At 59.5% G+C, this 19503-nt stretch carries 16 protein-coding genes; 7 read left to right on the forward strand and 9 right to left on the reverse strand.

Features of this window, described 5'->3' with window-relative positions; genetic code table 11:
• Nucleotides 1-23: 23 nt before the first annotated feature.
• Nucleotides 24-1223, forward strand: coding sequence for a glycosyltransferase family 1 protein (locus JFT81_RS15320; protein WP_201227946.1), 1200 nt, complete (start codon nucleotides 24-26; stop codon nucleotides 1221-1223).
• A 134-nt stretch (nucleotides 1224-1357) separates the two neighbouring features.
• Here the strand turns inward: JFT81_RS15320 and JFT81_RS15325 are convergent, their stop codons facing one another.
• From JFT81_RS15325 to JFT81_RS15335, 3 genes are all read right to left on the reverse strand, one after another.
• Nucleotides 1358-2461 carry an NADH:flavin oxidoreductase gene (locus JFT81_RS15325; RefSeq protein WP_201227947.1) on the reverse strand — a complete coding sequence of 368 codons (1104 nt, stop codon included), beginning with the start codon at nucleotides 2459-2461 and terminating at the stop codon, nucleotides 1358-1360.
• 195 nt (nucleotides 2462-2656) lie between these two features.
• The gene (locus tag JFT81_RS15330; protein WP_064387988.1) at nucleotides 2657-3139 is read right to left on the reverse strand and encodes a glutathione peroxidase; all 483 of its coding nucleotides are present in this window, start codon (nucleotides 3137-3139) and stop codon (nucleotides 2657-2659) included.
• Between the two features lie 123 nt (nucleotides 3140-3262).
• Nucleotides 3263-3748: a peptidylprolyl isomerase gene (locus tag JFT81_RS15335; protein WP_008085027.1), complete on the reverse strand. Its 486-nt coding sequence runs from the start codon at nucleotides 3746-3748 to the stop codon at nucleotides 3263-3265.
• Here JFT81_RS15335 and JFT81_RS15340 point away from each other — a divergent pair.
• From JFT81_RS15340 to JFT81_RS15350, 3 genes are read left to right on the forward strand one after another with little or no spacing between them, the layout of a single operon-like run.
• Nucleotides 3717-4043: a DUF3565 domain-containing protein gene (locus tag JFT81_RS15340; RefSeq protein WP_201227948.1), complete on the forward strand. Its 327-nt coding sequence runs from the start codon at nucleotides 3717-3719 to the stop codon at nucleotides 4041-4043. The genes JFT81_RS15335 and JFT81_RS15340 overlap by 32 nt on opposite strands.
• A 60-nt stretch (nucleotides 4044-4103) precedes the next feature.
• On the forward strand, nucleotides 4104-6203 hold the full coding sequence (gene pta, locus JFT81_RS15345; RefSeq protein WP_201227949.1) for a phosphate acetyltransferase: 2100 nt from the start codon (nucleotides 4104-4106) through the stop codon (nucleotides 6201-6203).
• On the forward strand, nucleotides 6204-7106 hold the full coding sequence (locus JFT81_RS15350; protein WP_201227950.1) for an acyltransferase: 903 nt from the start codon (nucleotides 6204-6206) through the stop codon (nucleotides 7104-7106).
• Nucleotides 7107-7268: 162 nt separating this feature from the next.
• On the opposite strand, the gene cysN is transcribed toward JFT81_RS15350, so the two are convergent.
• From cysN to JFT81_RS15365, 3 genes are all read right to left on the reverse strand, one after another.
• Entirely contained in the window at nucleotides 7269-9167 is a 1899-nt protein-coding gene (cysN, locus tag JFT81_RS15355; protein WP_201227951.1) for a sulfate adenylyltransferase subunit CysN, read from the reverse strand.
• Nucleotides 9168-9176: 9 nt separating this feature from the next.
• Entirely contained in the window at nucleotides 9177-10094 is a 918-nt protein-coding gene (gene cysD / locus JFT81_RS15360; protein ID WP_007912374.1) for a sulfate adenylyltransferase subunit CysD, read from the reverse strand.
• 250 nt (nucleotides 10095-10344) lie between these two features.
• Nucleotides 10345-11103: a Nif3-like dinuclear metal center hexameric protein gene (locus JFT81_RS15365; RefSeq protein ID WP_201227952.1), complete on the reverse strand. Its 759-nt coding sequence runs from the start codon at nucleotides 11101-11103 to the stop codon at nucleotides 10345-10347.
• Nucleotides 11104-11206: 103 nt separating this feature from the next.
• Here JFT81_RS15365 and algW point away from each other — a divergent pair, with 103 nt between their 5' ends.
• The 3 genes from algW to JFT81_RS15380 all read left to right on the forward strand — a co-directional run bounded on the left by algW (nucleotide 11207) and on the right by JFT81_RS15380 (nucleotide 15290).
• The gene (gene algW / locus JFT81_RS15370; RefSeq protein ID WP_064119375.1) at nucleotides 11207-12364 is read left to right on the forward strand and encodes a Do family serine endopeptidase AlgW; all 1158 of its coding nucleotides are present in this window, start codon (nucleotides 11207-11209) and stop codon (nucleotides 12362-12364) included.
• A gap of 88 nt (nucleotides 12365-12452) precedes the next feature.
• Entirely contained in the window at nucleotides 12453-14558 is a 2106-nt protein-coding gene (locus tag JFT81_RS15375) for a TonB-dependent siderophore receptor (RefSeq protein ID WP_201227953.1), read from the forward strand.
• Nucleotides 14559-14570: 12 nt separating this feature from the next.
• Nucleotides 14571-15290: a DUF4198 domain-containing protein gene (locus tag JFT81_RS15380; RefSeq protein ID WP_201227954.1), complete on the forward strand. Its 720-nt coding sequence runs from the start codon at nucleotides 14571-14573 to the stop codon at nucleotides 15288-15290.
• 1000 nt (nucleotides 15291-16290) lie between these two features.
• Here JFT81_RS15380 and hisC read toward each other — a convergent pair.
• From hisC to hisG, 3 genes are all read right to left on the reverse strand, one after another.
• Nucleotides 16291-17343: a histidinol-phosphate transaminase gene (gene hisC / locus JFT81_RS15385; RefSeq protein ID WP_201227955.1), complete on the reverse strand. Its 1053-nt coding sequence runs from the start codon at nucleotides 17341-17343 to the stop codon at nucleotides 16291-16293.
• A 2-nt stretch (nucleotides 17344-17345) separates the two neighbouring features.
• Complete coding sequence (gene hisD / locus JFT81_RS15390; protein ID WP_201227956.1) at nucleotides 17346-18683, reverse strand: histidinol dehydrogenase; 1338 nt, start codon at nucleotides 18681-18683, stop codon at nucleotides 17346-17348.
• A 125-nt stretch (nucleotides 18684-18808) separates the two neighbouring features.
• On the reverse strand, nucleotides 18809-19444 hold the full coding sequence (gene hisG / locus JFT81_RS15395) for an ATP phosphoribosyltransferase (RefSeq protein WP_007912384.1): 636 nt from the start codon (nucleotides 19442-19444) through the stop codon (nucleotides 18809-18811).
• Nucleotides 19445-19503: the final 59 nt, after the last annotated feature.

Raw genomic sequence — 19503 nt, forward strand, 5'->3', positions numbered from 1 at the left:
CACCCGAACGTCACAAGCACGACATGGCCTCAGCCGACACTGAGGTCATGACGACAGCTCTACATATCACCCTCATCAGCGAAACCTTCCCACCGGAAATCAACGGCGTGGCCAATACCCTTGGCCGCTTGTGCGATGGCCTGCGCGCGCGCGGGCATCAGGTGGAACTGGTGCGGCCGCGTCAGGCCGGTGATCCGCAGCGCAGTGAAGATGATGCGCTGCTGCTGTGCCGAGGTTGGCCGCTGCCGGGGTATCCGGGGTTGCAGTGGGGGCAGTCGTCGATGCACAAACTGCTGCGGCGCTGGAAACGCCAGCGCCCGGATGTGCTGTATATCGCGACCGAAGGTCCGCTGGGGTTGTCGGCATTGCGTGCGGCGCGACGGTTGGGAATATCGGTGGTCAGCGGCTTTCACACCAATTTTCAGCAATACACCAGTCAATACGGCCTGGGTTTGCTGACCCGGATGCTCACGCATTATCTGCGATGGTTTCACAATCGTTCGGCGCTGACCTTGGTGCCCAGTGTCAGCCAGCGGCTGGAACTGGAGCGGCGCCATTTCGAGCGGTTGGCGTTGTTGTCGCGAGGGGTCGACAGCCAGTTGTTTCATCCAAGCAAACGAATGAACGCCTTGCGTGAACAGTGGGGGCTCGGCGAACGCGACACCGCCGTGATCCACGTAGGACGACTCGCCCCGGAGAAAAACCTCGGGCTGCTCAAACGCAGTTTCGAAACTCTGCACAGCACTTATCCACAGCGCAATCTGAAACTGATCGTTATCGGAGACGGGCCGCAACGCATGGCGCTGGAAAAGGAATTGCCTGAGGCGATCTTCTGCGGCGCACAACGTGGCGAGGCATTGGCCGCGCACTATGCGTCGGGGGATGTGTTTGTGTTTCCGAGCCTGACTGAAACCTTCGGCAATGTCGTGCTGGAGGCGTTGGCGTCGGGGCTGGGCGTGGTCGCTTACGATCAAGCGGCGGCGGCGCAGCATATTCGCCATGGCTACAACGGTGTGCTGGCGATGCCCGGGGATGAACAGGCGTTTTGCGAGGCGGCGGCATGGTTGTTGGAGGAGGAAGAAACGTTGCGCTGTGTGCGCCTGAATGCGCGGCAGCATGCGAGTCGCCAGGGGTGGGCGGCGATTATCGAGCAGTTTGAAAGCCATTTGCGTGGGGCTTGTGTGGGGGAGCAAGTGGTACCGAATGCGCAGACATTGCCTTGAATCATTGCTGACTTGGAAGGCGCCATCGCTGGCAAGCCAGCTCCCACAGTGTTTGCGGAAAACACAAAATTTGTGAACATCCCCAGAACCTGTGGGAGCTGGCTTGCCAGCGATAGCGTCAGAAGCGGCGCTGGTTAAACCAGCGTCATCAACGCCTCACGGCTGAACGGCAAAATGTCCTGCTCACGCCCTTCACGGACTTTCAGCGCCCAGTCCGGATCAACCAGCAGCGCACGCCCCACCGCCACCAGATCGAATTCCTCTTTGTTCAAACGCTCCAGCAGGTTTTCCAGACTGGCCGGTTGCGCGACTTTGTCGGTATTGACCATGAACTGCAGAAACTCGCCGTCCAGACCCACACTGCCGACGGTGATGGTCGGTTTGCCGGTGAGTTTGCGCGTCCAGCCGGCCAGGTTCAGGTCGGAGCCGTCGAACTCAGGCTCCCAGAAGCGGCGCGTCGAGCAGTGGAAAATATCCACGCCGGCGTCAGACAACGGCTTGAGAAACTCACCCAGCGCTTCGGAGGTTTGCACCAGGCGTGCGGTGTAATCCTGCTGTTTCCACTGCGAGAAACGGAAGATGATCGGGAAACCTTCGCCGACCGCTGCACGCACCGCCTGGATCAGTTCGATGGCGAAACGCGAACGGTTGGCCAGGCTGCCACCATATTCGTCGGTGCGCTGGTTGCTGCCTTCCCAGAAGAACTGGTCGACCAGGTAACCGTGGGCGCCGTGGATTTCCACGCCATCCATACCCATGCTTTGCGCATCTTTAGCGGCCTGAGCGAACGCGGCGATGACTTCCTGAATGTCTTGTTTGGTCATGCCGTGCACCACGACCTGACCATCCTTGAGTTTTTCCGTCGGGCCGTAAGCCGGCACGCTGGCGTCCGGTTCGGTGCCGATGCGGCGCACGCTGCCGACGTGCCACAGCTGCGGAACGATCTTGCCGCCTTCAGCATGAACGGCGTCGACGACTTTTTTCCAGCCGGCCAAGGGCGCGTCACCAAAGAATTGCGGCACGTTCGGGTAGCCATTGGAGGCAATGTGGCCGACGGTGGTGCCTTCGGTGATGATCAGGCCGACACCCGCCGCCGCACGACGACGGTAGTACTCGATGACTTTCGAATCAGGCACGCCACCCGGGGAGAAAGAGCGAGTCATCGGCGCCATGACCACACGGGTCGGCAGTTCGAGGGCGCCGAGGTGGAACGGTTTGAACAAGGCTTGAACCGGCATTGGAAGGCTCCACAGGGAATGACTTTATGACGGCGATAATATTGATTCGAGAATCCCTTGAACAGCACTATTGATTTGGGTGATTAAGGATTAGAAGACGCAAAGCAAAAGATCGCAGCCTTCGGCAGCTCCTACATGGGTTTTGAGGTCACCTGTAGGAGCTGCCGAAGGCTGCGATCTTTTGATCTTGCTTTATCAGCTCAGCGCTTTTTCAATCGCATGAACAATAGTCGGATCATCCGGCGCCGTACGCGGCGAAAACCGCGCCAACACGCGGCCGTCCTTGCCGAGCAGGAATTTCTCGAAATTCCAGGTGATGTCACCGGGAAACTCCGCGCCCTCGCCCGCCAGCAGACGGTAAAGCTGATGCCGTTCGTGACCGTTGACTTCGAGCTTGCTCGACAACGGAAACGTCACGCCATAGTTGAGGCTGCAGAAATCCTGAATTTCCTTTTCGCTTCCAGGTTCCTGACCAGCGAACTGGTTGCACGGCAGGCCCAGCACACTGAAACCTTTGCCTTTGAACTGCTGATAGAGGTTTTCCAGCGCCGCGTACTGAGGCGTCAAGCCGCATTTGGAGGCGACGTTGACCACCAGCACGACTTGGCCCTTGAAAGGCGCCAGCGGTAGCTCCTGACCATCCAGGGCTGTCAACTTAAGGTCGTGAAAAGCACTCATGACGAACTCCAGGATTCCGATGTTCTTCTCGAAACAGCCACTTGGCGAGGCCACCAAGGACAGCCGCGGACTAAAAAGGCGCCCGCGGGCGCCTCTCCAGTTCTCGAAAGCTTAGCGCAGAAATCAGTGGTGATGGCCACCTTCGCCATGGACGTGGCCATGAGCGATTTCTTCCTGGCTGGCGTCACGGATGTCAACGATCTTCACTTTGAAGTTCAGACGCTGACCGGCCAGTGGGTGGTTGCCGTCGACAGTTACGTCGTCGCCGTCGAGGTCACGAATGGTGACGATCTGCATCTGGCCGTCCGGCGCCGAAGCGTGGAACTGCATGCCGACTTCCAGCTCGTCAACGCCTTCGAACATGCTGCGGCTCAGGGTGCTGACCAGTTCAGCGGCGTATTCGCCGTAAGCGTCTTCCGGTTCAACGGAGACTTCCAGCTCGTCACCAACAGCTTTGCCATCCAGAGCTTTTTCCAGGCCCGGGATGATGTTGCCTGCGCCTTGCAGGTAGACCAGCGGAGCGCCGCCGGCGGAGCTGTCGATGACCTCACCAGCGTCGTTGGTCAGGGTATAGTCGATGGAGACAGCCTTATTGGCGGCGATCAGCATGGGGCGAGACCTTTTGCATAAGAATATAGAAAGGCCAAGTTTAGCGAAGCAATCGCTCGAAAGCGAACACAACCCGGACAAACGGGTTTCGACGATTAGCGGCTTCCATCAGGATGCAGACGGCCATTGGGTGGCCGAGCTTTCCTGTGGCCACACCCAACACCTGCGTCACCAGCCGCCCTGGCAATCGCGCGCCTGGGTCCTTGACCCGGCGCAACGTATTGAAAAAATAGGCCAACCCTTTGCCTGCGGTTGGTGCGCACAAGGCTCGGTTAGCGCTAACCTTGGCGACTGAATTTCGGCAGATCGTCAGCTATAGACGGCAGCCATTGCCATGCACCCTTAGAGAATTCGCATGCAAACTTTTTTTATCGCACCCACCGATTTTGGCGTGGGTCTGACCTCCATCAGCCTCGGGCTGGTACGCACGCTGGAGCGCGCCGGGCTGAAAGTCGGTTTCTTCAAGCCGATTGCCCAGCCGCATCCGGGCGACACCGGCCCTGAGCGCTCGACCGAACTGGTGGCGCGTACTCACGGTCTGAAACCGCCGCAGCCGCTGGGTCTGGCCCACGTTGAGCGGATGCTCGGCGACGGTCAGCTCGATGAGTTGCTCGAAGAAATCATCGCCCTGTATCAGCAAGCGGCCGTCGGCAAAGACGTGCTGGTCGTTGAAGGCATGGTGCCGACCCGGAGCGCCAGCTATGCCGCGCGGGTCAATCTGCATTTGGCCAAAAGTCTGGATGCGGAAGTCATTCTGGTCTCGGCCCCGGAAAACGAAGTGCTCGCCGAATTGTCCGGCCGCGTCGAATTGCAGGCGCAGTTGTTTGGCGGCCCGAAAGACCCGAAAGTCCTCGGCGTGATCCTCAACAAGGTCAAGACCGACGAAAGCATGGAGGCCTTCGCCGCGCGCCTTAAAGAACATTCGCCGCTCCTGCGCAGCGGTGATTTCCGCCTGCTCGGCTGCATCCCGTTCCAGCCGGAACTCAATGCGCCGCGCACCCGCGACGTTGCCGACCTGATGGGCGCGCAAGTGCTCAACGCCGGCGACTACGAAACTCGCCGGATGACCAAAATCATCATTTGCGCGCGCACCATGCGCAACACCGTCGAGTTGCTCAAGCCCGGCGTGTTGGTGGTGACGCCCGGCGATCGCGACGACATCATCCTCGCGGTCAGTCTCGCAGCGATCAACGGCGTGCCGCTGGCCGGCCTGTTGTTGACCAGCGATACCCTGCCCGACCCGCGCATCATGGATCTGTGCCGTGGCGCCTTGCAGGCCGGTTTGCCGGTGTTGTCGGTGAGCACCGGCTCTTACGACACTGCCAACCTGCTCAACGGCTTGAACAAGGAAATCCCGATCGATGACCGCGAGCGCGCGGAGATCATCACCGATTTCGTCGCCAGCCATCTCGACGCCAACTGGCTGCACCAGCGTTGCGGCACGCCGCGAGAAATGCGCCTGTCGCCCGCCGTGTTCCGCTATCAGTTGATCCAACGCGCGCAAGCGGCGAACAAGCGCATTGTCCTGCCAGAAGGCAGCGAGCCGTTCACCGTGCAAGCAGCGGCGATCTGCCAGGAGCGCGGGATTGCCCGTTGCGTATTGCTGGCCAAACCGGAAGACGTCGAAGCCGTGGCTCGTGCGCAAGGCATCGTGCTGCCGCCGGGCCTGGAGATTCTCGATCCGGACTTGATCCGCGAACGCTACGTCGAGCCGATGGTTGCGCTGCGCAAGACTAAAAGCCTCAACGCACCGATGGCCGAGCAGCAACTGGAAGACACCGTGGTGATCGGCACCATGATGCTCGCACTGGATGAAGTCGACGGCCTGGTTTCCGGCGTCATCAACACCACCGCCAATACCATCCGCCCGGCCTTGCAACTGATTAAAACGGCGCCGGGCTGCACGCTGGTGTCATCCGTATTCTTCATGCTGTTCCCCGAGGAGGTGCTGGTTTACGGTGACTGCGTGATGAACCCACACCCAAGCGCCGCCGAACTGGCCGAGATTGCCCTGCAAAGCGCCGACTCGGCCGCAGCGTTCGGCATCACTCCGCGCGTGGCAATGATCAGCTATTCCAGCGGCGAATCGGCCACGGGCGAAGAAGTCGAGAAGGTCCGCGAAGCCACCCTGCTCGCCCACGAACAACAGCACTCGCTGCTGATCGACGGCCCGCTGCAATACGACGCTGCCGCCAACACGGACGTTGCCCGGCAACTGGCGCCGAACAGCCAGGTGGCCGGTCGCGCCACCGTGTTCGTGTTCCCCGACCTGAACACCGGCAACACCACCCACAAAGCCGTACAGCGCAGCGCCGATTGCGTCAGCCTCGGCCCGATGCTGCAGGGCCTGCGCAAACCGGTGAATGATTTGCCGCGCGGCGCGCAAGTCGATGACATCGTCTACACCATCGCCCTCACTGCGATTCAAGCCGCCAACCGACCTATGGATGTGTAAATGCTGGATTTTCTACCTGCACCGCTGCGCGGCGTGATCGCCTCACTGTTGTTGGCGCTCAATACGATTCTGCTCTGCTCGTTTCTGTTCTGCGTCGCACTGGTCAAGGCCTTGCCGTTCGCCTTCACCCAGCGCATCGCCGGCTGGCTGATGAGCCACACTCATGAAGCGTGGATCAGCAACAACAAGGGCTGGATGAACCTGGTGCGCCGCACGCGCTGGCACCTCAGCGGCCTGCAAGGGCTCGACTACCAGCACTCATACCTGATCACCAGCAACCATCAGAGCTGGGTCGATATTCTGGTGCTGCAATACGTGCTCAACCGTCGCATTCAGCCGCTGAAGTTTTTCCTCAAGCAAGAGCTGATCTGGGTGCCGGTGATCGGCCTGGCGTGGTGGGCACTGGGCTTTCCGTTCATGAAGCGCTACTCCAAGGCTTACCTGGCCAAGCACCCGGAAAAGAAAGGCAAAGACCTGGAAACCACGCGCAAGACCTGCGCGAAGTTTCGCAACAACCCGGTGGGCATATTCAACTTCGTCGAAGGCACGCGCTTCACTGAAGGCAAGCACGCGCAGCAGCAATCACCGTTCAAATACCTGCTCAAGCCCAAGGCTGGCGGCATTGCGTTTGTGCTGGATGCGATGGGCGAACAGTTGGAGTCGATCGTTAACGTGACGATTCATTATCCGGGCGGCCGCCCAGGCTTCTGGGACTTGTTGTGCGGCAATGTGCGGGATGTGGTGGTGCACTTTGAAGAACTGAAGATCCCGCAGCAATTCATTGGCAAAAACTACGACCAGGACGGCGAATATCGCCTGCAGTTCCAGGGCTGGATCAATCAGCTGTGGCTGGACAAGGATGCGCTGCTGGAGCAGATGCACCGCGAATACCCTACCCAATAATCGATTGCCTGTGATGGCCTCTTTGCGGGCAAGCCTTGCTCCTGCAATGTTATGAGGTGTACCTCCTGTAGGAGCAAGGCTTGCCCGCGAAAGCGATCTCAAGCTCACAAAAAAGCCCGCCGATGATTGCTCATCGGCGGGCTTTTTACTTATTGCTAACGCTTAGATCGCGCCGCGTTTACGCAACAGATCCAGCACTTGCTTGACGCTTTCTTCCAGACTCAGTGTCTGCGTGTCGATCACCAGATCGGCGTTCAGCGGCACGTCGTACGGGAAGGATTCACCCGGGATGTTGTCGCCACCGGCGGCATACAGACCTTGCGGATCACGCTCGGCGCACACGGCTGGGGAGGCCTGAACGTAGACCGTCAACAGACGATCCTTGCCGATCAGTTCCTTGGCCTGTTCACGCCCTTCGGCGCTAGGTGCCACGAATGCGGCCAGGGTCAGCAGACCGGCTTCGTTGAACTGACGCGCCACGTGCGCGGCACGGCGCCAGTTCTCGGTGCGACCGGCGCGATCCTGCGGCAGACCTTTGTTGAGGTCGTGACGCAGATTCTGGCCATCCAGGACAAACACCGCACGGCCCATGTCGAACAGCTTGCGCTCGACCGCATAAGCCAGCGTGCTCTTGCCCGCGCCCGAGAGGCCGCTGAACAGCACGGTGGCCGGTTGCTGGCCGAAGCGCTGAGCACGCTCTTCAGTGGCAACATGCGCCAGTTTGCCGTGATGCGTGGCGGTGCCATGCGTCACTGGCTGCGCGACGATCATGCCGGCGCCAACGGTGCCGTTGGTCAAACGGTCGATGATGATGAACGCGCCGGTGGTGCGGTTGCTTTCGTAACCGTCGAGCGCGATCGGCGCGTCGAGTGCGATCTTCACCTTGCCGATTTCGTTGAGCTGCAACGCGCTCGCCGGGCCTTCTTCGAGGGTGTTCACGTCGACCTTGTTGACGATGCTGGCGATCGAGCCCGGCACGTAACTGGTGGCGCGTTTGATGTCGTATTTCTTGCCCGGCAACATCGGCTCTTCAGCCATCCACACCAGCATCGCTTCGAAGCTGTCGGTGACCGGCGGCACGTTGTCGGCGTGCACCAACAGGTCGCCACGGGAGATGTCGATTTCATCTTCCATGGTCAGCGTCACGGCCTGACCTGGGCCTGCATGCTCCAGTTCACCTTCGAAGGTGACGATGGATTTCACGCGGCTGCTCTTGCCCGATGGCAGCACAACCACTTCGTCGCCTTTCTTGACGATGCCGCTGGCCAGCGTGCCGGCGAAACCGCGGAAGTTCAGGTTCGGACGGTTGACGTACTGCACCGGGAAACGCAGATCGGTGAAGTTGCGGTCGCCCGCGACTTCCACGGTCTCGAGAATTTCCATCAGCGACTGGCCTTTGTACCAAGGCGAACGCTCTGACTTGTTCACCACGTTGTCGCCTTTAAGGGCAGACATCGGCACGAAGTGCATGCTGGTCGGCTTCATCTTCAAGCCTTCGGCAAACTTCAGGTAGTCGGCTTTGATCGACTCGAACACACCTTCATCGAAGTCCTTCAAGTCCATCTTGTTGATGGCGACGACGATGTGTTTGATCCCCAGCAGGGATGCAATGAAGCTGTGGCGACGGGTCTGGGTCTGCACGCCGTAACGCGCATCGACCAGGATGATCGCCAGGTCACAGGTGGATGCACCGGTGGCCATGTTGCGGGTGTATTGCTCATGGCCGGGGGTGTCGGCGATGATGAATTTGCGTTTGGCGGTGGAGAAATAGCGGTAAGCGACATCGATGGTGATGCCCTGCTCACGCTCGGCCTGCAAGCCGTCGACCAGCAATGCCAGGTCGATGTCGTCACCGGTGGTGCCGACTTTCTTCGAATCGCGGGTGATCGCTTCGAGGTGATCTTCGTAGATCATTTTCGAGTCGTGCAGAAGGCGCCCGATCAGGGTGCTCTTGCCGTCATCGACGTTACCGCAGGTCAAAAAGCGCAGCAGCTCTTTACGTTCGTGCTGGCCCAGGTAGGCGAGGATGTCCTCGCTGATCAAATCAGATACATGCGACATGACAGCCCCTTAGAAATAGCCTTGACGTTTTTTATCTTCCATCGAGCCGGCGCCATCGTGGTCGATGACACGGCCCTGGCGCTCGGAAGTTCGCGTCAGGAGCATTTCTTGAATGATGTCCGTGAGGCTTTCGGCCTCGGACTCCACGGCGCCCGTCAACGGGTAGCAGCCAAGGGTACGGAAACGCACTTTCTTTTTGACGATGCGCGCTTTGTCTTCGTCGGACAGGTGTTCGAGGATGCGCTCGTCGTCGATCATGATCAGCGTACCGTTCTTCTCGATCACTTCGCGTTCGGCGGCGAAGTACAGCGGCACAATCGGGATGCCTTCGAGGTAGATGTACTGCCAGATATCCAGTTCGGTCCAGTTCGACAACGGGAACACACGAATGGATTCGCCCTTGTTGACCTTGCCGTTGTAGACGTTCCACAGCTCTGGACGCTGGTTTTTCGGATCCCAGCGGTGCTTGCTGTCGCGGAACGAGTACACACGCTCTTTGGCGCGGGATTTCTCTTCATCGCGACGGGCACCGCCGAATGCTGCGTCGAAACCATGCTTGTCGAGTGCCTGCTTGAGGCCCTCGGTTTTCATGATGTCGGTGTGCTTGGCGCTGCCGTGGGTGAACGGGTTGATGTTCTGCGCCACGCCATCGGGGTTGATGTGGGTGATCAAGTCCAGGCCCAGCTCTTCGACCATCTTGTCGCGGAACTTGTACATTTCCTGGAACTTCCAGCGGGTGTCGACGTGCATCACCGGAAACGGCAGCTTGCCCGGGAAGAACGCCTTGCGTGCCAGATGCAGCATCACGGCGGAGTCTTTACCGATGGAGTACAGCATCACCGGGTTATCGAACTCGGCGGCCACCTCGCGGATGATGTGGATGCTTTCCGCCTCCAGCTGTTTCAGATGCGTCAGTTTGTCGACCATGGCTACTCACGAAAACTTTCTTATGAACGGCCAGCGGGCCGTGTTCGAGCGGGGAATCCTAGCACAGCGGCCTTCTTCTAATCAGGACGCAAGCTAGAACGAAAGGGCATATGAATATGCCTGCCAGTTCTGCCGAGCAGTGCCCTTGTGGGAGCGAGCCTGCTCACGAAAGCGGTGTGCCGGACACCTTTGTATTGAAGGTTTGACGCCTTCGCGAGCAGGCTCGCTCCCACAGGGATTTGTGGTGGAATCAGATCGGGTTCGGGCAGTCGATGAAGATGTGTTCAACGGCAAAGCGCTTCGCCAGGTAGTCGCCCAGTGCCTGCACGCCATAGCGCTCGGTGGCGTGGTGGCCGGCGGCGATGAAGCTGATGTCGTTTTCGCGGGCGCTGTGAAAGGTCTGCTCGGAGGCCTCGCCGCTGAGGAACAGGTCGACACCCGCCGAAACGCCATAGTCGATATACCCCTGGCCGCCACCGGTGCACCAGCCAACCCGGCGGATCATCGGCCTGCCTTCGATCAACAGCGGCTCACGGCCCATGACTTCCTGCACCTTGCGGGCAAAGTCGCGCGCGGTCATCGGCTCCTTCAACGAGCCGACCAAGCCGACGATTTTCAGGTTATCGGGGTCCAGCGGGCCTTCGACGGTGATGTCCAACTGACGCGCCAGTTGCACGTTATTGCCGACGTCCGGGTGCAGATCCAGCGGCAAGTGATAGGCGAGCAGACTGATGTCGTGCTTGAGCAAGGTCTTCAGGCGACGCTGCTTCATGCCGGTGATGCACGGGTTTTCGCCTTTCCAGAAATAACCATGGTGCACCAGCACCAGATCGGCCTCGGCTGCGACGGCAGCGTCCAGCAACGCCTGACTGGCAGTGACACCACTGACGATGCGCATCACCTGCGGCCGGCCCTCGACCTGCAAGCCATTGGGGCAATAATCGGCAATTTTTGCACTGCCCAGGTAACGGTCCGCTTCTTCGACGAGGGTGCTGAGGGCGACGGCCATGAAAGACTCCTAAATATCCCGTTCAGAGGCACGCGCGGCCTCGTATAATGCGCGACATTATGGGCGGTCTGACCCCGCCTGCAACTTTTCCAGGACGTGCTTAATGTTCAAGGCGCTGCGTTTTATGGGCTGGCCGCTGTTGGCCGGTGTGCTTATCGCTCTGTTGATTATTCAGCGTTACCCGCAGTGGGTCGGGCTGCCGAGCCTCGACGTCAACCTGCAACAGGCTCCGCAAACCACCAGCGTCCAGCAGGGGCCGGTGTCCTATGCGGATGCGGTGACCATCGCGGCGCCTTCGGTGGTCAACCTCTACACCACCAAAGTCATCAACAAGCCAGCGCACCCGTTGTTTGAAGACCCGCAGTTCCGGCGTTTCTTCGGTGATAACTCGCCGAAGCAGAAACGCATGGAATCGAGCCTTGGTTCGGGTGTGATCATGAGCCCGGAAGGCTACATCCTGACCAACAACCACGTTACCAGTGGTGCGGATCAGATCGTCGTGGCCTTGAAGGACGGTCGCGAAACCCTCGCCCGGGTGATTGGCAGCGACCCGGAAACCGACCTCGCGGTACTGAAGATCGACCTGAAAACCCTGCCAGCGATTACCGTCGGTCGCTCCGACAACATCCGCATCGGTGATGTCGCACTGGCCATCGGCAACCCGTTCGGTGTCGGTCAGACCGTGACCATGGGCATTATCAGTGCCACCGGGCGTAATCAGTTGGGCCTGAACAACTACGAAGATTTCATCCAGACCGACGCAGCGATCAATCCGGGCAACTCCGGCGGTGCGCTGGTCGACGCCAACGGCAACCTCACCGGCATCAACACGGCGATCTTCTCCAAGTCCGGCGGTTCGCAGGGTATTGGCTTCGCCATCCCGGTGAAACTGGCGATGGAGGTGATGAAGTCGATCATCGAGCATGGTCAGGTGATTCGTGGCTGGCTGGGCATTGAAGTACAGCCGCTGACCCAGGAACTGGCCGAATCGTTCGGTTTGTCCGGGCGTCCGGGGATTGTCGTCGCGGGGATCTTCCGCGATGGCCCGGCGCAGAAGGCTGGCCTGCAATTGGGCGACGTGATTCTGAGCATCGATGGCGAACCTGCGGGTGATGGTCGCCGTTCGATGAACCAGGTGGCGCGGATCAAACCGACCGACAAAGTGACTATTCAGGTGATGCGTAACGGCAAAGAACTGAAGCTCACCGCTGAAATCGGCCTGCGTCCACCGCCGGCACCGGTGCAGGAAAAAGAAGAGTAAAACTTTTTTCGCGCGAACCGCGCGAATAAAAGACATTCTCAAAAGGCATGTTATATTGTTTCAATTCTAGGAATTGGAACAACATAACATGTCGTCTCGAACAAAGGCTTCCCTGCTGAGCCTGAGCCTTGGTTTACTGGTCGATCCAGTCTTCGCCGAAGAACCGCAGCCCCTCGAACTCGACGCCATCAGCGTCACTTCCGACTATGAATCGCCGACCGGACCGGTCAAAGGCTACCGCGCCACGCGCTCCTCCAGCGCGACCAAAACCGACACCGCGATCCGCGATATCCCGCAAGCGATCAGCGTTGTACCGGCCAGCGTACTCAAGGATCTAGGCAGCACCAGCGTCGAACGTGCGCTGGATTTTGCCGGCGGTGTGTCGAAGCAAAACAATTTCGGCGGCCTGACCCTCTACGAGTACAGCGTGCGCGGCTTCACCACGTCGGAGTTCTACAAGGACGGCTTCAGCGCCAATCGTGGTTACCCAAGCGCGCCCGACGCCGCCAACATCGAGCGCATCGAAGTGCTCAAAGGCCCGGCGGCCAGCCTGTATGGTCGAGGCGATCCGGGCGGTACGGTGAACATCGTCACCAAGAAACCACAGCCCGACGCCTTCACCACCCTGCAAACCAGCGCCGGCAGTTGGGATCGCTATCGCACTGCACTGGACGTCAACACGCCGCTGGATGATCAGGGCGATGTGCTCTCGCGGATCAACCTTGCGGTCGAGGATAACCACAGCTTTCGCGATCACGTCGATAGCCAGCGTGTGTTTGTCGCACCTTCAATCAGCTGGCAATTGAATCCGGACACGTCGCTGTTGGTTGAAAGTGAGATCGTCCGCCACAACTCCACTTTCGACCGTGGCATCGTTGCGCCGAACAATAAATCGAGCGGCGTCTCACGCTCGACCTTCCTCGGCGAACCCAACGACGGCAACATCGACAACCACAACAACCTGTTGCAGGCGACCCTCGAACATCACCTCAATGACAGCTGGAAACTGCGTCTGGCCAGCCATTACAAGGAAGGCAAACTCTGGGGTGATGCCTCCGAGTCTCGCCCGTTGAACGCTGACGGCCACACCGTCAATCGCCGCTATCGCGAACGTGACACAAACTGGCACGACAGCATCACGCAGCTGGAACTGCGCGGTCTGTTCGACCTTGGCCCGTGGCAACACGAACTGCTGATCGGCACCGAGTACGAAAACTTCCGCAAGAACGAACGCGTCACCACGATTGCTGGCGGCCCCTACGCGATCGACATCTACAACCCGATCTACGGCCAGCCAAAACCCAACGGCGCGCGTTCGGGTACGGACCTCTTCGAACACGTCGAAAGCCACGCGCTGAACCTGCAGGATCAAATCGTCTTCAGCGACAAACTGCGCGGGATGATCGGCGCGCGCTTCGAGCATTTCGACCAGCGTATCGACGATCACAGCCGTAACGCCAACAGTCGCCAGAGCCACGATGCCCTGACCCAGCGCGTCGGTCTGCTTTATCAGCTGACGCCCAATACCGGGCTGTTCGCCAACGCCTCGACCTCGTTCAAACCGAACAACGGTCTCGACGCCGCGGGCAAATCCTTCGATCCGGAAGAAGGCGTCGGCTATGAAGTCGGGATCAAGAACGAGTTGTTCGACGAGCGCCTGAGCAGCACCCTCGCCTTCTTCCACATCGACAAGGAAAACGTCCTCGCCCTCGACCCCGGTACTGATACCAGCCGCGCGATGGGCAAAGCGCGCAGCCAGGGCTTCGATCTGCAAGTGACCGGACAAGTCACTGACGCGGTGCGGGTGATCGGTGCATTCGCGTACATCGACGCGGAAGTGACCGAGGGCGACGCGGTCATCCCAAAAGGCAGCCGCATTCTTGGCGTGGCCAAACGCAGCGGCAGCCTGCTCGGTGTTTATGAATTTCAGGATGGCCCTTTGCGTGGCTCGGACGTCGGCGCAGCGTTCACTTATGTCGGCGACCGCTCTGGCGAATCCGGCAGCGATTTTGAATTGCCGGCCTACCACACCGTTGACCTGCTGGCCCATTACAAGGCCAGCGACAACGTCACCGTCGGCCTGAACCTGAACAACCTTTTCGACGAAAAGTATTACGAGCGCTCCTACAGCAACTACTGGGTCAACTCCGGCGAGCCGCGCAACTTCACTGTCAGCCTGACCCTCAACCTGTAAAAGGACGTCACCATGCGACACGGCAAAACCCTTGTACTCATCGCCGCACTGTTCGCCGGCCAGGTCTCGGCCCACGGTCTGTGGACTGAACAACGTCGCGGCAATATCGAAGTGATCTACGGCCACGGAGCCGAAGACAATGCCTTCAAGGCCCGGAAGATCAGCGGCGCCTGGGCTTATGACGCCAGCGGCAAGATGATCCCGGTCACGGTTGAACGCCTGGCAGATCACGCTCGCCTGAAACCACTGAAAACACCGGCGGTGATGGCCGTGGCCCTGAACAACGGCATGTGGACGCAAACAGCGGACAAGAAGTGGATCAATGAAGGGCGCAGCAAAGTGCCTGACGCCATCGAGGCGACGCAGACGTTCAAATACAGCCTGGCGATTTACCAGCCGGGGGCGAAGTTGCCGAAGCTCGATCAGATCAAACTGCTGATTGTGCCGGAGGTTGATCCACTGACCGTGGGGCCGGGCAATTCATTGCCGGTGCGAGTGTTGCTCGATGGCAAACCGGTGGCGGGTGTGAAGTTGATTGGTGACTACCGCAGCGCGCCGAACACCCTGAGCACCGAGACGGATAAGGATGGCCGTGCGCAGGTGCTGGTGAGGAATGAAGGCTTGAATGTAATTGCCGCGCAGGTTGAAGTGCCGGTGAAGGACAGCCCTGATGTCAACAGTCGCGGCCTGTTCACCTCACTGACATTCCTCGGCGAACCGCATCACGAATAAAAGCAGACCCTCACCCCAGCCCTCTCCCGGAGGGAGAGGGGGCCGACCGAGTTGTCTAGCGGGGTACATCGACCTGGAAGATCAAGTCGATCATGGATTCGACAAAGCAAGGTCAGGTCGGCGCAATTCAACAGCATCCCCCATTCAGTCCCCTCTCCCTTTGGCTGGGAGAGGGAGCCGACCGAGGTGACTCAGGCTATCCATCGATCTGAAAAACCGTGTCGATTATGGATTCGGCAAAGCAAGATCACGTCGGTGCAATTCAACAGCATCCCCCATTCAGTCCCCTCTCCCTTTGGCTGGGAGAGGGAGCCGACCGAGGTGACTCTGGCTATCTCGACCTGAAAAACCGTGTCGATTATGGATTCGACAAAGCAAGATCAGGTCGGTGCAATTCAACAGCATCCCCCATTCAGTCCCCTCTCCCTTTGGCTGGGAGAGGGGGCCGACCGAGGTGACTCAGGCTATCCATCGATCTGAAAAACCGTGTCGATTATGGATTCGGCAAAGCAAGGTCAGGTCGGTGCAATTCAACAGCATTCCCCATTCAGTCCCCTCTCCCTTTGGCTGGGAGAGGAAGCCGACCGGGGTGACTCTGGCTATCCATCAACCTGAAAAACCATGTCGATTATGGATTCGGCAAAGCAAGATCAGGTCGGTGCAATTCAACAGCATCCCCCAATCAGTCCCCTCTCCCTTTGGCTAAAAGAGGGAGCCGACCGAGGTGACTCAGCCTATCCATCGACCTGAAAAACCATGTCGATTATGGATTCGGCAAAGCAAGGTCAGGTCGGTGCAATTCAACAGCATCCCCAATCAGTCCCCTCTCCCTTTGGCTGGGAGAGGGAGCCGACCGAGGTGACTCTGGCTATCCATCAACCTGAAAAACCGTGTCGATTATGGATTCGGCAAAGCAAGATCACGTCGGTGCAATTCAACACCATCCCCCAATCAGTCCCCTCTCCCTTTGGGAGAGGGTTAGGGTGAGGGGCTCTTGCCTTTAGAGCTCGCCGAGGCCGTCGATCAGCGCCTGATTCTGCTCCGGCGTACCCACCGAAATCCGCAGGAACTGCGCAATCCGCTCCTGCTTGAAGTGCCGCACAATCACGCCCTGCTCGCGCAATTTAGCCGCCAGCCCCGCCGCATCATGCTGCGGATGCCGGGCGAAGATGAAGTTCGCCGCCGACGGCAGCACTTCAAAACCCTTGGCCTGCAACTGCGCGATCACCCACTCACGGCTCTCGATGACCAGACGGCACGTCTTGTCGAAATACTCGCGATCCTCAAACGCCGCAGCAGCACCGACATTCGCCAGACGATCCAGTGGATAAGAGTTGAAGCTGTTCTTGATCCGCTCCAGCGCTTCGATCAGATCCGCATGCCCCACCGCCAGACCCACCCGCAGGCCCGCCAGCGAGCGCGACTTGGACAAGGTCTGCGTCACCAGCAAGTTCGGATAATGATCCACCAGACTGATCGCGGTCTCGCCGCCGAAGTCGATGTACGCCTCATCCACAACCACCACCGAATCCGGGTTGGCTTTGAGAATTTGCTCAACCGCGTCCAGCGCCAGCAGGCAACCGGTCGGCGCGTTCGGGTTAGGGAAAATGATCCCACCGTTCGGCTTGGCGTAGTCGGCCGGATTGATCTGGAACTGTGCGTCCAGCGGCACCGCATCGAACGTGATGCCGTACAACCCGCAGTAAACCGGATAAAAGCTGTAGCTGATGTCCGGGAACAACAGCGGCTGATCGTGTTGCAGCAAACCGTGGAAAATATGCGCGAGCACTTCGTCCGAACCGTTGCCGAGGAATACCTGATTGCTCTGCACACCGTAATACCGGGCGACCGCGTTTTTCAGCAGGTCACTGTTCGGATCCGGGTACAGACGCAGGTTGTCGTTGAGCTCGGTCTGCATCGCCGCGAGCGCTTTCGGCGACGGGCCGTACGGGTTTTCATTGGTGTTGAGCTTGACCAGCTTGGTCAGCTTTGGCTGTTCGCCCGGCACGTATGGCACCAGATCCTTGACGAACGGGCTCCAGAATTTACTCATGCTCATTCCCCCTGCCCTTGAAGAAAGTCTTCGTCTTTGATGCGGTATTCGGCGCTGCGCGCGTGGGCGCTCAGCGACTCGCCACGGGCCAGCACGGAAGCGGTTTTACCCAGCTCGGAAGCACCGGCCTCGGAGCAGAAGATGATCGACGAACGTTTCTGGAAATCGTACACACCCAGCGGCGACGAGAAACGCGCAGTGCCGGAGGTCGGCAGCACGTGGTTCGGGCCTGCGCAGTAATCGCCCAGCGCTTCGGAGGTGTGACGGCCCATGAAGATCGCGCCAGCGTGGCGGATCTGCGGCAACCAAGCCTGCGGGTCAGCGACCGACAACTCCAAGTGTTCCGGGGCGATGCGGTTGGCGACTTCGATGGCTTGGGCCATGTCCTTCACGTGAATCAGTGCACCACGGCCATTGATCGAGGTTTCGATGATGGTCGCGCGGTCCATGGTCGGCAGCAGTTTGTCGATGCTCGCGGCGACTTTGTCGAGAAACTCGGCGTCCGGGCTGACCAGAATCGCCTGGGCGTCTTCGTCGTGCTCGGCCTGGGAGAACAGGTCCATGGCGATCCAGTCCGGATCGGTCTGGCCGTCGCACACCACGAGAATTTCCGAAGGGCCGGCGATCATGTCGATACCGACCTGACCGAACACGTGACGTTTGGCAGTGGCGACATAGATGTTGCCAGGGCCAACCACCTTGTCCACTTTCGGCACGCTTTCAGTGCCGTAAGCCAGCGCAGCGACGGCTTGCGCGCCACCGATGGTGAACACACGATCGACGCCGGCGATGCACGCCGCCGCCAGCACCAGCTCGTTGATTTCACCGCGCGGCGTCGGCACGACCATGACCACTTCGGTCACGCCGGCCACCTTGGCCGGAATCGCGTTCATTAACACCGACGACGGATACGACGCCTTGCCGCCCGGCACGTACAGGCCGGCGCGATCCAGCGGCGTGACCTTCTGGCCAAGCACGGTGCCGTCAGCTTCGGTGTAGCTCCAGGAATCCTGTTTCTGTTTTTCGTGATAGCTGCGCACACGGGACGCGGCTTTTTCCAGCGCTTCGCGCTGCGCCACGGTGATGCGAGTCAGAGCCAGTTCCAGGCGCTCGCGCGGCAGAATCAGGTCGGCCATCGAAGCGACTTCAAGGCCATCGAATTTTTGCGTGAATTCGACCAGCGCCGCGTCACCGCGCTCGCGCACAGCCTTGATGATGTCCAGCACGCGCTGATTGACCGAGTCGTCAGACACACTTTCCCAGCTCAGCAGATGATCCAGATGATGCGCGAAATCCGGGTCAGCAGCGTTGAGTCGGCGAATTGCAGTCGTTGCGGTCATAGCGAGAGCCTCATAGGAATGGCAAAAACTCAGGCGCCCTAACTTAGCAGTCGTTTCCGCTTGGGCACCTGAGATTCTGGCTATGAGGCGGATAGACGGGCGCAACTTAACGTCGCGCAGGTAAATCAGCCGCGGTGTCGAGACTCCACTGCATTGCGCAGGGTGTCGATCAACGCCTGGATTCGGGCGTGTTGCATTTTCATCGAAGCCTTGTTGACCACCAGGCGCGAGCTGATCGTGGCGATCAGTTCCTGAGGTTCCAGGCCGTTGGCGCGCAGGGTGTTGCCGGTGTCGACCACGTCGATGATCTTGTCAGCCAGACCGATCAACGGTGCCAGCTCCATCGAGCCGTACAGCTTGATGATGTCGACCTGACGGCCCTGCTCGGCGTAGTAACGCTTGGCAACGTTGACGAACTTGGTCGCCACGCGCAGACGGCCCTTGGGCTCCGGCGCGCCGATCTTGCCGGCGGTCATCAGTTTGCACTGAGCGATTTGCAGGTCCAGTGGCTCGTACAGGCCCTGGCCGGTGTATTCCATCAGCACGTCTTTACCGGCCACGCCGAGGTCGGCCGCGCCATGCTCGACATACGTCGGCACGTCGGTGGCGCGCACGATCAGCAGACGAACGTCGTCCTGGGTCGTGGGGATGATCAGCTTGCGGCTCTTGTCCGGATTCTCGGTCGGCACGATGCCCGCTTCGGCGAGAAGCGGCAGGGTGTCGTCAAGGATGCGGCCCTTGGACAGTGCGATGGTCAACATGGGAAACGTCAGTCCTTATCAAGGTACTCATGTCCGGTCGCAATCGGCGCCGGACACAC

This window comes from Pseudomonas sp. TH43 (assembly GCF_016650635.1).
Classification (GTDB): Bacteria; Pseudomonadota; Gammaproteobacteria; order Pseudomonadales; family Pseudomonadaceae; genus Aquipseudomonas.